The sequence below is a fragment of the Actinomycetospora rhizophila genome, assembly GCF_042657905.1.
GTDB lineage: Bacteria > Actinomycetota > Actinomycetes > Mycobacteriales > Pseudonocardiaceae > Actinomycetospora > Actinomycetospora rhizophila.
The window spans coordinates 41,347-53,059 of the sequence record NZ_JBHSKG010000023.1; the positions used below are offsets into that span (position 1 = coordinate 41,347).

Annotated in this window: 12 protein-coding genes; 5 read left to right on the forward strand and 7 right to left on the reverse strand. The window is 74.8% G+C overall.

Features of this window, described 5'->3' with window-relative positions; all coding sequences use genetic code 11:
- The first annotated feature begins 69 nt into the window (after nt 1–69).
- A complete protein-coding gene (locus ACFPK1_RS29370; RefSeq protein ID WP_378024494.1) occupies nt 70–1,665 on the forward strand; it encodes a hypothetical protein in 1,596 nt (531 codons plus the stop codon).
- 1 nt (nt 1,666) lies between these two features.
- Here the strand turns inward: ACFPK1_RS29370 and ACFPK1_RS29375 are convergent, their stop codons facing one another.
- The 4 genes from ACFPK1_RS29375 to ACFPK1_RS29390 all read right to left on the reverse strand — a co-directional run bounded on the left by ACFPK1_RS29375 (nt 1,667) and on the right by ACFPK1_RS29390 (nt 3,869).
- Nucleotides 1,667–2,233: a YbaK/EbsC family protein gene (locus ACFPK1_RS29375; RefSeq protein ID WP_378024495.1), complete on the reverse strand. Its 567-nt coding sequence runs from the start codon at nt 2,231–2,233 to the stop codon at nt 1,667–1,669.
- Entirely contained in the window at nt 2,230–2,529 is a 300-nt protein-coding gene (locus ACFPK1_RS29380) for a DUF2516 family protein (protein ID WP_378024496.1), read from the reverse strand. The genes ACFPK1_RS29375 and ACFPK1_RS29380 overlap by 4 nt, the downstream gene beginning before the upstream one ends.
- Nucleotides 2,530–2,671: 142 nt before the next feature.
- Nucleotides 2,672–3,397, reverse strand: a complete 726-nt coding sequence (locus ACFPK1_RS29385; protein WP_378024497.1) for a hypothetical protein — start codon at nt 3,395–3,397, stop codon at nt 2,672–2,674.
- Nucleotides 3,360–3,869: a helix-turn-helix domain-containing protein gene (locus tag ACFPK1_RS29390; protein ID WP_378024498.1), complete on the reverse strand. Its 510-nt coding sequence runs from the start codon at nt 3,867–3,869 to the stop codon at nt 3,360–3,362. Before ACFPK1_RS29390 ends, ACFPK1_RS29385 begins: the two co-directional genes overlap by 38 nt.
- A 131-nt stretch (nt 3,870–4,000) precedes the next feature.
- Between ACFPK1_RS29390 and ACFPK1_RS29395 the strand changes: the two genes are divergently transcribed.
- Together ACFPK1_RS29395 and ACFPK1_RS29400 are read left to right on the forward strand one after the other, a co-directional pair.
- The gene (locus tag ACFPK1_RS29395; protein ID WP_378024499.1) at nt 4,001–4,414 is read left to right on the forward strand and encodes a fluoride efflux transporter FluC; all 414 of its coding nucleotides are present in this window, start codon (nt 4,001–4,003) and stop codon (nt 4,412–4,414) included.
- Nucleotides 4,411–4,773: a fluoride efflux transporter FluC gene (locus ACFPK1_RS29400; RefSeq protein ID WP_378024500.1), complete on the forward strand. Its 363-nt coding sequence runs from the start codon at nt 4,411–4,413 to the stop codon at nt 4,771–4,773. Before ACFPK1_RS29395 ends, ACFPK1_RS29400 begins: the two co-directional genes overlap by 4 nt.
- Here the strand turns inward: ACFPK1_RS29400 and ACFPK1_RS29405 are convergent.
- The gene (locus tag ACFPK1_RS29405; protein WP_378024501.1) at nt 4,770–6,161 is read right to left on the reverse strand and encodes a DUF445 domain-containing protein; all 1,392 of its coding nucleotides are present in this window, start codon (nt 6,159–6,161) and stop codon (nt 4,770–4,772) included. The genes ACFPK1_RS29400 and ACFPK1_RS29405 overlap by 4 nt on opposite strands.
- Nucleotides 6,162–6,616: 455 nt before the next feature.
- On the opposite strand from ACFPK1_RS29405, the gene ACFPK1_RS29410 reads away from it, so the two are divergent.
- A complete protein-coding gene (locus ACFPK1_RS29410) occupies nt 6,617–7,195 on the forward strand; it encodes a TetR/AcrR family transcriptional regulator (protein ID WP_378024502.1) in 579 nt (192 codons plus the stop codon).
- A complete protein-coding gene (locus tag ACFPK1_RS29415; protein WP_378024503.1) occupies nt 7,183–8,337 on the forward strand; it encodes an FAD-dependent monooxygenase in 1,155 nt (384 codons plus the stop codon). The genes ACFPK1_RS29410 and ACFPK1_RS29415 overlap by 13 nt, the downstream gene beginning before the upstream one ends.
- Before the next feature lie 8 nt (nt 8,338–8,345).
- Here the strand turns inward: ACFPK1_RS29415 and asnB are convergent, their stop codons facing one another.
- Both asnB and ACFPK1_RS29425 read right to left on the reverse strand, forming a co-directional pair.
- Nucleotides 8,346–10,202, reverse strand: coding sequence for an asparagine synthase (glutamine-hydrolyzing) (gene asnB / locus ACFPK1_RS29420; protein ID WP_378024504.1), 1,857 nt, complete (start codon nt 10,200–10,202; stop codon nt 8,346–8,348).
- Nucleotides 10,203–10,263: 61 nt separating this feature from the next.
- Nucleotides 10,264–11,706, reverse strand: a complete 1,443-nt coding sequence (locus ACFPK1_RS29425) for an ATP-binding protein (RefSeq protein ID WP_378024554.1) — start codon at nt 11,704–11,706, stop codon at nt 10,264–10,266.
- Nucleotides 11,707–11,713 lie beyond the last annotated feature (7 nt).

Below are 11,713 nucleotides of genomic sequence, written 5' to 3' on the forward strand. Positions count from 1 at the left end.
CTCCTCAGGACCCCTCGTCCGGGCTACGGTGCGCGCACAGGCGGGTGCGACGGGGTACGGGGGGCGGCCGTGGCGGGCGACGACGAGAGCCGGCGCGACGACCACCCGGACTCCGGGTCCGACACCGACCCCGACGCTTCGGCGACCGAGGTGCACCGCACCTCCTCCACGGGGAGCGCTCCGGGATCCGACGCCGCCGACGCGGGCGACGGCGCGACCGCCGTGCACCCCACGGCCGCCGCGTCCGCCGCGGGGAACGCGGGCGAGGGCGCGACCGCCGTGCACCCCACGGCCGCGTCGGCGACCCCGCCCGCCGACACCGAGACCGACAGCGAGGCCGACGCCGACGCCGACACCCCGCCCGACGGCATCCCGCAGGCGAGCCGGGAGACGATGGGCGGGGCGGCCGGCACGCAGCGCCACGACGTGCCGCCCGGGCAGACACCGGGCCCCTGGCAGCCCGGCCCGCCCGCGGGCCCGGGCACCCCCGCCGCGCCGTGGGCCGCCGCCGCGGGAGCACCCGGCACCGGCGGGCCCGGCCCCTGGGGCACCGCCGCGTTCCCCGGCCCGGGCGGCCCCGGGTACCCGCCGCCGGGTCAGGGACCCGGCGGCCCCTACGGCTACACCGGCCCGTTCGGCCCGCCCCCGGGCACGGGCGCGCCGGGTGCCGGCGCCCCGGGCCCGCGCCGCAAGGGCCTGCTCATCGGGGTCGCGGTGGCCGTCGTCGTGCTGCTGCTCGCGACCACGGTGGTCCTGCTGGTCACCCGCCGGTCGCCGCCGTCGGAGACGCTGGCGGCGACCGTGGCCGACGTGCGCGGCTGGGAGGGGGCGACCTATCGCGGTCGCCTCCCCGACGCCGGGGGCGCGCCGGCGAACCTGGAGATCACCGTCGACCGCGAGGGCAACGCGGCCGGCACCGTCACCCGGGACGGCGGCGGGCGCGCGGAGTTCGTCCTGGCGGGCCGCGAGCAGGCGATCCGCGGCGACCGCGCCTGGTGGGAGCGCGACGCCCCGCGCCCCGAGCTCGCCGCCCGGCTGACCGACCAGTGGCTCTCCGACGCCTTCACCGTGCTGCCGCGCGGGCTCACGTCGTGGGAGCAGCCGCCGAACGCGCTCGCCGACCGGCTCGCGGCCGCCGACGTGGGCGAGCAGGAGGAGGTCGTCGTGGGCGGCCGGGACGCCCGGGTGCTCACGCCCGGCACCGACGGCCGCCGCGTCACCGTCGTCGACGGCGAGCCCCCGACGCTCGTGGAGGTCGACCTGCCGGGCTTCGGCCAGGGCCGCACCACGCCGGTGACGGTCGACCGGGCGGCCCCGGCGGCACTGGCCACCGTCGCGGACCTGGCCCGCCAGGCGCCGACGATGAAGAGCTACATCGTCGCGATCACCGAGCGCCCGCGTCTCGCGCTGACCGTCGAGGGCGGCGAGAACACCTGCCGGACCCCGACCTGCACGGTCACCGTGCGCCTGGTCAACAGCGGCACCATCGCGACGACGGGCACGATCATCGTCACGCTCAACGACGTCGAGGTCGCCCGGCACCCGTTCAGCTCGGCGCCCGGGTCGAACCTCGCCTTCCCGACCACCGCGAACAACCCCGTCTACGACCAGCCGGGGGCGTCGATCTCCGCGCTCTGGCGGGCGCGCGTGGAGGGCGGCCGCTAGCTCAGCGACCCAGGCGCTCGACGACCTCGGCCGCGGGCAGCTCGCCCAGCACGGCGCCGGGCACGAGGAGCTTGCTCTCGCGCAGCCCGCTGCCGACCACGACGGCGGGCGACGCGAGCACGGCGGCGTCGACGAGCACCGGCCACCCGGCGGGCACGCCGAACGGGGTGATCCCGCCGTAGGCCATGCCGGTGAGCTCGACCGCCTCGTCCATCGGCGCGAACGACGCCTTGCGGACGTCGAGGCGCCGGCGCACGACGGTGTTGACGTCGGCGCGCGTGGTGGCCAGCACGACGCACGCGGCGAAGCGGCGCTCGCCGGAGCGTGCGCCGGCGACGACGACGCAGTTGGCCGAGGCCTCCAGCGGCGAGCCGTAGGCCTCGCAGAACGCGGCGGTGTCGGCGAGCCCGGGGTCGATCGCGGCGACCAGGCAGTCGGCCGCGAGATCGCCGGGCAGGGCACGCAGGGCGTCGGCGACGGGCGCGGCGAGGAGGTCGGGCCGGTCGAGGGCGGGCTCGGGCGCCAGCGAGCCCGCGATCGCGCGGGCCGCGTCGGCGGCCGCCGTCACCAGCGCGGGCCCTGCTGGATCTCGGTGACGCGCGGGCGGACGTCGACGATGTAGATCAGCACCGCGATGATGCCGACGAGCCAGAGGAAGCTGTACGGGCCGCTGGTGGAGATCGCGAGGATCGCGAGGCCGACGCCGGTGATGGCGCACCAGACCGGCTTGGTCAGCTTGTCGGCGGCGGTGAAGGCGTCGGAGCGCTGCATGAGGGCGTGCACGAACGCGTAGAGGCCCACCGGGATCCCCAGCAGCCACAGCACCAGCAGCACGTAGCCGTCGAGGTTGTAGAGGACCGACACGCCACCACGATACGTGCCCTCCTCGGGCCGACGACAGGCACGCGGTCGAGCCCCGACGCACGACGGCCCCGGGACGGCGGAGCGTCCCGGGGCCGTACGGAGCAGTGCTGTCACCGCAGCGTCATGGCGGCGTGAGCGGTGGTCAGCTCTTCGGGGCCTTCTTGGCGTTCGCGGTCGCGGTGGCCGCGGACTTCGGCGCGTTCTTCGGGCCCTGCTTCTTCGGGGCCGTCCGGGCCGCGGCCTTGCGGGTGGCGCTCCGGGTCTCGGAGGCGACCTCGTCGCCGGCCTCCTTGATGTCCTCGGAGAGCTCGGACCCGGCCTCGGCCACGGTCTCGGCGGCCTCGGCGGCGGCGCGTTGGGTGGCGCGGGCGGCACGCTCGCCGACCGAACGGGTCTGCTTGGTGACCTCGGCGAGGACGTCCTCGCCACGCACCCGGACGCCCTCGACGGCGTCCTCGAGGCGACCCTCGATCTCGGTCGAGACCTGGTCGACGGTGTCCAGCGCCTGCTTGACCTGCGGCTGCGCCTTGATGTCCTTGTAGGTCGTCTCGCCGCGCTTGACGAGGTCGGCGTAGACGCTGCGGACGGCGGCGAGGTAGCTGTCCACCAGGCGGCGGAAGTCCTCGGTCGTCAGCTTGGAGCGCAGCTCCTGCAGCTCGGCCGGCAGGTCCTCGACGCGGGCCTGCACCTCGGTGGCGCCGGCCTGCACGCGGGTCACGGCCTCGCGGGCGGTCGCGACGGCGACGTCACCGAGCCCGAGCACCGCGAGCGCCGGGTGGCGCAGCGGGTCGATGGCCTCGGAGACGACCTTGTTGGCCTGGTCGCGGGCCTCACGGACGTCGAACTTGGTCGGGAAGGTGACCGGCATGGTTGTCTCCACTCCTGGGTCGGTGGTCGTTCTCGTTCGTGCTGTCGTCCTCGGGCGCCGCGCTGTGCCCGACGGCGGTCTCGACGGCCGCGGTCACGGCCTGTCCGGCGTCGGCGGCGTTGCCGCGGCGGAAGGACTCGTAGATGTCGGTGAGCACTTGCTTCTGGCGCTCCGACAGGTCCGGGTCCGCCGTCACGGCGTCCAGCACCGGCGAGGACTCCCTGGGTTCGAGAATCCCGGCGCGGACGTACAGCGCCTCGGCGGAGATCCGCAGGCCGGTCGCGATCTGGGCCAGGATCTCGGCGGACGGCTTGCGCAGTCCGCGCTCGATCTGGCTCAGGTAGGGATTGCTGATCCCCGCGACCTTGGCGAGCTGACGGAGGGAGACCTCCGCGCCCTCGCGCTGCCGGCGGATGTAGGCCCCGATGTCCTCGACGGCCTGGCCGATCTTCTCGACCCCGTCGCCTGCCACCGGGAACCACCTCCTCCGATCTCGCTGACATCCACGCTAACACGAGTGCTAGCTCTTGCAAGCACCGTGCTTGCGCTGGTCACGTGGCCTGCCCCACACACGGACGGGCGACGGGGCTACCGTCTGGGCCGGTGAGCGGACCCCCGACGACGGTGCTGCGCGGCCAGGGCCCGGCGGTCGCCGCCGTGGCCGCCGGCGGCATCCTCGGCTCGCTCGCACGCTGGGCGGTGGGGCTGGCCCTGCCGACCGCGCCCGGGGGCTTCCCGTGGGGCACCGTCGGCATCAACGTGCTGGGCAGCCTGCTCATGGGCGTGCTCGTCGTCGTGGTCACCGAGGTGCGCGCGGCCCACCCGCTGGCGCGCCCGTTCCTCGGCACCGGCGTCCTCGGCGGCTTCACGACGTTCTCGACGTTCGCCGTCGACGCCCAGACGCTCCTGCTGGGCGGGCACCGGGCGACGGCGCTGGCGGCCCTCGGCGCCACGATCGTCGGCGCGGTGGGCGCGTGCGCCCTCGCGATGGCCGTGACCCGGCGCGTCACCCGATGACGGTCCTGCTGGTCGCCCTCGGGGCCGCGCTCGGCGCGCCCACCCGCTACCTCACGGACCGCTGGCTGCAGTCCACCCACGGCACCGGCTTCCCGTGGGGGACCTTCTCCGTCAACGTCGTCGCGTCGTTCGTGCTGGGCCTCGTGCTCGGCGGCCCGGCGCCCCACGCGGCGGTGCTCGCGGTGGGCGTGGGCTTCTGCGGGAGCCTCTCGACCTGGTCGACGCTGGCGTACGAGACCGTCCGCCTCGCCGACGAGCGCGCCCGCACGGCGAGCGTCATGAACGTCCTGGTCTCCACGCTCGCCGGCCTCGGCGCCGCGGGCCTGGGCCTCGCCCTCGGCGCCATGCTCTGGGCCTAGATCAGCAGCTCGCCGACCGAGTAGATGACGAGCCCCGCCAGGGCGCCGACGAGCGTGCCGTTGATGCGGATGAACTGCAGGTCGCGGCCGACCTGCAGTTCGACCTTCCGCGAGGTCTCCCACCCGTCCCAGCGCGACACCGTGTCCGAGATCAGCGTCGAGATCTCCTGCGAGTAGTTGCCGACGACGTACGACGCGGCGTCGACGATCCAGCCGTCGATCTTGTCGCGGAGCTCCGCCTCGGTGTCCAGACGCTCACCGAAGCGCTTGATGCCGTCGGTGACGCGCAGCCGCAGCTGCGAGGACGGGTCCTCGGCGGCGTCGAGGAGCATCGCCTTGCCGGTGGCCCACGCCCGCGAGATCAGCGCCTGCACGTCGGGGTGCTCGAGGAGCTGCTGCTTGATCGCCTCGACGCGCTCGCCGGTCTCGGGGTCGTCCTGCAGGTCGGCGGCGAAGGAGACGAGGAAGCGGTCGATGGCCTTGCGCAGCGGGTGCTCCTGGTCGGACTTCACCGCCCAGGCGAACGACAGCGCCTCCGCGTAGAGGCGGTCGGCGATGATCCCGTCGACGAACCGCGGCGACCAGCTCGGCGCCTGCTTGCTCACCAGCGCCATGACGGTCTCGTGGTTGGTGCGCACCCAGTCGTAGGCGCGGTCGCAGATGAGGTCGACCAGCCGGCGGTGGGAGCCGTCGGCGAGCACGCCCGCCAGCAGCCGGCCCAGCGGCGGGCCCCAGGGCTGGGCGACCACGCGCTTCGTCACGGCCTGGTCGACGACCGCCTGGATCTCGTCGTCGCGCAGCACGGTCACGGCGCCCCGCACGACGGTCGCGAGCTCGGCGGTGACCCGCTCGGCGTTGCCCGGCGACGAGAGCCAGCCGCCGAGGCGCAGGGAGATCTGGGCGGCGCGCAGCTTCTCGCCCACGACCCGCGGGGCCAGGAAGTTCTCGCCGACGAACCCGGACAGGCTCGCGCCGAGCTGGTCCTTCTTGCGCGGGATGAGCGCGGTGTGCGGGATCTTGATGCCCAGCGGGTGACGGAAGAGCGCGGTGACCGCGAACCAGTCGGCGAGCCCGCCGACCATCCCGGCCTCGGCGGCGGCGCGCACGTAGCCCGTGAACGCCGGGCCCCCGTTGTTCTCCCAGAGCAGGAACACGATCCACACGACCGCGGCGCCGAGCAGGAAGCCGAGCGCGACGCCCTTCATGCGGCGCAGGCGCGCCCGCTTCTCCGGGTCGTCGACGAACCCGGTGGGCGTCGCGCCGGGCACCTTGCCGGGCCGCGGTGGCGGGTCCTCGTCGGCGGTGCGCACGGCGGGCACCGGCCGGAGGACGGGGTCCGTCGGCGGGTCGAGCTCCGGGGAGCGGTCCGGTCCCTGGGCGGTCTGCACGTCCTCCAGTGTCCCACCGGCGGCGCGCGGCGCCGGGCCACGCGTATCCCCGCGCGGGACCGCACACCGGAGCCGGTGAGACGTGGATCACAACCGATCTGTCCCCCGCTCCGGTGAACCGGGGCACCGTTGGGCGCGAATCGCGGGCAGGACAGCGAGAGTGCGTATCGCCCGGGCGACTTCGCTCGTTGGACTGGTGCCGTTGTCGCCGCTGTTCGCTCCGGAGTCGCCGCAGGTCGTCCCGACCGGCGGTCGCGCCGGGCGACATCGGCGTCGACGGACCACCGACCCCCGAGCCGTCCCCGCGGGGACGACCCGGTCCCCCCTGCGACCGACCGCGCCCGGCCGCAGGGGGTCTCGCGTCCCCCGGTCGCCGTGCTGCCCCACGGTGACCGGGGGGCGCCCCTTCGTCCGCGGATTTGGACGATCGACCAATTTCCTGGTAGGACAGGGGTGTGGGGAACGACCGGGGCCGGAGCACGCGGGACGCGGTGCTCACCGCCGCCGCCGACCTCGTCGGCGAGCTCGGCTGGGGGCGCGTGAGCACCCGCGCGGTGGCCGAGCGGGCGGGCGTGCGCCCCGGACTGGTGCACTACCACTTCGCCTCGCAGCAGGAGCTGCTCGCCGAGGCCGCGACCGGCCGCATCGCGACGCTCGCCCGCCAGGGCCTCGACGCCCTCGAGGACGCGCCGGACCTGCCGGCCGGTCTCGCCCTGCTGCGGGAGTCGGTCGCGCAGGTCGACGCCGCCGACCCGGTGCACCTGCTCATGGCGGAGACCCACCTCGCCGCCTCCCGCGACCCCGCGCTGGCCGCCGCGCTCCGGGCGGTCGTCACGGACTTCCGCACGCGGCTCGCGGGCTGGCTGGTCAGCCGGGGCGTGCCGGGCGGGACCGCCGAGGAGTCGGCGGCCGTGCTCACCGCGGTGCTCGACGGGATCGCCCTGCACCGTGCCCTGGACCCGGAGCTCCCGGTGCGCGCCGTGGACACCGCGCTCACGGCCCTGACGGCGGGGGGACACCCGTGCACGCAGTGATCAGCGGCGCCGGGATCGCCGGGCTCGCGACGGCGACCGCGCTCGGCGGCCTCGGCTGGCGGGTCACGGTGGTCGAGGTCGCGCCCGCGCCCCGTCGCGACGGCTACATGATCGATTTCTTCGGGCCGGGCTGGCCCGCCGCCGAACGCCTCGGGGTGCTGCCCGCGCTGCGCCGCCGTGGCCGGGTCTACCGCTCGGCCCGCTACGTCGATCGCGACGGCCGCACGACCGGACGCCTGCCGCTGGAGGTCCTCGCCGGGATCGCGGGCGGGCGGTGGTTCTCGATCCTGCGCCCGGAGATCGAGGAGGCGCTGCGGGAGGCCCTGCCGCCGTCGGTCGAGGTCCGGTACGGACGCACGATCACGGCCGTGGAGCAGCGGGCGCTCCCCCGCGCCCCGGTCGCGGCGACCCTCGACGACGGCGCGGTGCTCGAGGGCGACCTGCTCGTGGCCGCCGACGGCCTGCACTCCGGGGTGCGCCGGCTCGTGGTCGGCGACGAGGCGTCCCTGCTGCGGCCCCTGGGGTTCCAGACCGCCGCGTTCACCTGTGCAGCCCCGGACCTCGCGCAGCGGCTGGGCGACGAGGTGGTGCTGACCGACGTCGTCGGGGGCCAGGTCGGGCTCTTCGCCGTCGACCGTGAGCGGGTGTCGGCGTTCGTGGTGCGCCGCGGCGGCACCCGGCTCCCCGACGACCCGCACCGCGCCGTCGTCGACGAGCTGCACCGGCACGGCCCGTGGGCCGCCGCGGTGGCCGACCGGGTGCCGGCCCACCCCTACCTCGACGTCGTGGCGCAGTCGGTCGTGCCGCGCTGGGTGCACGGCCGGGTGCTGCTCGCGGGCGATGCCGCGCACGCCGTCTCGCTGCTCGCCGGCCAGGGCGCGTCACTGGCGATCGCCGGCGCGGTCTCCCTCTCCGACGCCGTCGCGGCCCACGACGACCTCGACGCCGCGCTGGACGCGCACGAGCGGGCCTGGCGTCCCGTCGTCGAGCCCGTCCAGCGCTCCGGGCGGCGCGCGGCCGGGACCTTCGTCCCGCGCCACCGCCGCGACCAGTGGGTGCGCCGCACCGTCCTGCGTGCCGCGCGGCTGCCCGTGGTGAGCCGCCGCCTGGCCGGCAACCTCACCGGGGCGGCGACCCACTGACGGTCCCGCTACAGCGCCAGCGTCGGCCGGTAGCGGCGCAACCACGCGTCGATCTGGAGCACCGACTCCAGCTTCGCGCGGTCGGTGTCGATGCTCGGGCCGTCCTGCGGGGCGTCGATCGCGGTCCGCAGCGCGTCGACGTCGACGAGCTCGCGCACGGGGGCGTCGCGGTCGGACACCAGGTCCGCCACCGAGGTCCGCAGCGCCTTCTCGTAGCCCGGGTCCTGCGTCGAGGGGTACGGGCTCTTCACGCGGTCGACGATCGAGGCCGGCAGCAGGTCGCGGGTCGCCGCGCGCAGCAGGCTCTTCTCCCGGCCGTCGAAGGTCTTGAGCGCCCACGGGGTGTTGAAGACGTACTGCACGAGCCGGTGGTCGCAGAACGGGACGCGCACCTCGAGCCCGCTGGCCATGCTCATGCGGTCCTTGCGGTCGAGCAGGATCTGCACGAAGCGCGTGAGGTGCAGGTAGCAGACCTCGCGCATCCGCCGCTCCTGCGCGCTCACCCCGTCGACGTGCGGCACCTCGGCCAGCGCGTCCCGGTACGACGCATCGACGTAGTCCGGCAGGTCGAGGCGCTCGCGCAGGTCCGGGGCGAAGTGCGAGGTCGAGAGGTCCAGCGGCCCGGTGCGCGCCGCGGCCATCCACGGGAACGTGTCGGCGGCGACGGCGTCGGCGTCGTGGAACCAGCGGTAGCCGCCGAACACCTCGTCGGCCGACTCCCCCGACAGCGCCACGGTGGAGCGCCCGCGGATCGCCTTGAACAGCAGGTAGAGCGAGGTGTCCATGTCCCCGATCGACACCGGCACGTCGCGCGCGGCGAGCACCGCGGCGCGGGCGTCGGGGTCGGTGAGGTCGTCGTTGGACAGCGTGATCGCGGAGTGGTCGGCGGCGACGTGCTCGGCGAGCTCGCGGACGTAGGGGCCGTCGGGGGTGTCGCGCATCGGGTCGGCGCTGAAGGAGTCCTCGTAGCCGACGAAGTCGACCGAGAACGAGCGCACCGGGCCGGCGTCCTGCGCGCGCAGCTTCTGCGCCGCGAGCGCGGTGATCGCCGAGGAGTCCAGGCCGCCGGAGAGCAGCGCGCACAGCGGCACGTCGGCGATGAGCTGGCGGTCGACGATGTCGTCGAGCAGCTCGCGGACGTGCGCGACCGTCGCGTCCCGGTCCTCGGTGTGCTCGAGGGCCTCGAGCTGCCAGTAGCGGTGGACGTCGACGCCCTCGCGGCGCACGCGCACCCAGGACCCGGGACGCACCTCGTGCAGGCCGCGATAGATGCCGTGCCCCGGCGTCTTGACGTGCGCGAGGAGCTCGCGCATCCCGTCGAGGTCGAGCACGGCCTCGCTGCGCGGGTGGGCCAGGATCGCCTTGGGCTCCGAGCCGTACAGCACCCCTTCCGGCGTCGGGTACCAGTACAGCGGCTTGACGCCCATGCGGTCGCGGACGAGGAAGAGCTCCTCGCGCCGCGTGTCCCAGATCGCGAACGCGAACATGCCGTTGAGGCGCTCGACGACCTCGCTGCCCCACTCGAGCCAGCCCACGAGCACGACCTCGGTGTCCGACGACGTGCGGAACGCGTGCCCGCGGCCCTCGAGCTCGCGGCGCAGCTCGCGGAAGTTGTAGACCTCGCCGGAGAACACCAGCGTCAGCAGCGTCTCGCCGCCGTGCTCGAGCGTCATCGGCTGCCGCCCGCCGGGCACGTCCACCACCGCGAGGCGGCGGTGCCCCATGGCGGCGCGGGGCCGCTCCCCCTCGGAGAGCCACAGCCCCGCGTCGTCCGGGCCCCGGCAGCTCATCGTCTCGACCATCGGTTCGACCTCGGCGCGGTCCACCCCACGCGCCAGGTCCACGGCTCCCGCGATGCCACACATGGCCACGACCTCCTCGTCGACGGTGACGGACGAGGAGTTCCCCGATAGTTAGCTCGTGTAACTAATCTTCGTCGTCGCCCGGGACGTCCTCGCGGGTCGGGCCCTCGATCGGCAGGCAGACCTCGAAGGTGGTGCCGCCCGGGCCGGTGTGGACGCGGATGTCGCCGTGGTGCTTCTTGACCACGATGCGCCAGGAGATGTCCAGGCCCAGGCCGGTGCCCTCGCCGACGTCCTTGGTGGTGAAGAACGGCTCGAAGATGCGCGGGCGCACGTCGTCGGGGATGCCGGGACCGGTGTCGCCGATCTCGACGATCGCGTTCGTCCCGTCGCGCCGCGTCCGGATGGTCAGCGTGCCGGTGCCGTCGCCGTGGCCGTGCATCGCGCCGATCGCGTTGTCGATGATGTTGGTCCACACCTGGTTGAGCTCGGCGGCGTAGGCCGGGATCTTCGGCAGGTCCGGGTCCAGCTCCTTGACGACCTTGATGCCCTCGAACTTGCGGCTCATCATCACCATCGTCGACTTCAGCAGGTCGCGCAGGTCGACCTCCTGGAACGGCGCGCGGTCGAGCTGCGAGTACTGGCGCGCGGCGCCGACGAGGTTGCCGATGCGCGTGGTCGCGTCGGTGATCTCGCCCATGAGCGTCTCGGTCTCGACGGCGTAGGCGATCCAGCGCACCGCGGCCTCGATGGAGCCCTCCGGCACGGCGCGCTCGACCTTGTCGAGCCACTCGGCGTCCAGCCCGCCGGCGACGAGCACCGGCGCGAGGTCCCAGGCGCCGCCGACGCCGCGGTCCTCGAGCCAGTCGCCCAGGGCGTCCTCGGCGTCCGAGGCCTCCAGCGCCGAGAGGTCCGGGGCCGTCTCGGCGCGGTTGACCGCGTCCTCCTGCAGCTCGACCAGCTGCGCCACCGTCGGCCCGTCGAGCTTGCCGCACGCGAGCAGCCCCAGCTTGTGGCGCATGCCGGCCACGCGGCTGCGCAGTGACTCGGTGGCGCGCGACGCCGCGGCCGCCGGGTTGTTCAGCTCGTGGGTCAGGCCGGCCGACAGCGACCCGAGGGCGAGCAGCCGCTCGCGCTCGCTCTGGATCGTCGACGTGCGGCGCATGCCGACCACGACGCCCTCGAGCAGGTGGATCGGCAGCGGGAACCAGGCGCGCAGGGCCTCGGCCCACTCGGCGGCGGGCAGCGCGAGGAACGTCGCGTCCCGCGTCGCGCGCAGCGTGTGGTTGTAGGTCTGGTCGGCGTCGGGGATGTAGGCCTGGGTCGAGCCGCCGTAGGAGCCGCGCTGGCTCGTGCGCGTGGTCTCGACCTCGTCGCCGCGCATCGTCTGCAGCATCGCCAGCTCGCCGGAGAGCAGCACCCAGAAGCAGCCGGCGGGGTCGCCCTGCCGGCAGACGGTCTCCCCCGCGGAGAACGCGACGACGTCGCCGTGCTCGGCGACCCAGTCGAGCTGGGCGTCGTCGAGCTTCTCGAAGAGGAACAGCTCCCGCAGCTCGTCGCGGGTCATCTTCTCG

Coding starts and splice junctions, on each gene's coding strand:
- ACFPK1_RS29385 (WP_378024497.1), bottom strand. CDS start 3,397: ATGCCGGTCACCTTCCCGACCAAGTTCGACGTCCGTGAGGCCCGCGAC.
- ACFPK1_RS29400 (WP_378024500.1), top strand. CDS start 4,411: ATGACGGTCCTGCTGGTCGCCCTCGGGGCCGCGCTCGGCGCGCCCACC.
- asnB (WP_378024504.1), bottom strand. CDS start 10,202: ATGTGTGGCATCGCGGGAGCCGTGGACCTGGCGCGTGGGGTGGACCGC.
- ACFPK1_RS29425 (WP_378024554.1), bottom strand. CDS start 11,706: ATGACCCGCGACGAGCTGCGGGAGCTGTTCCTCTTCGAGAAGCTCGAC.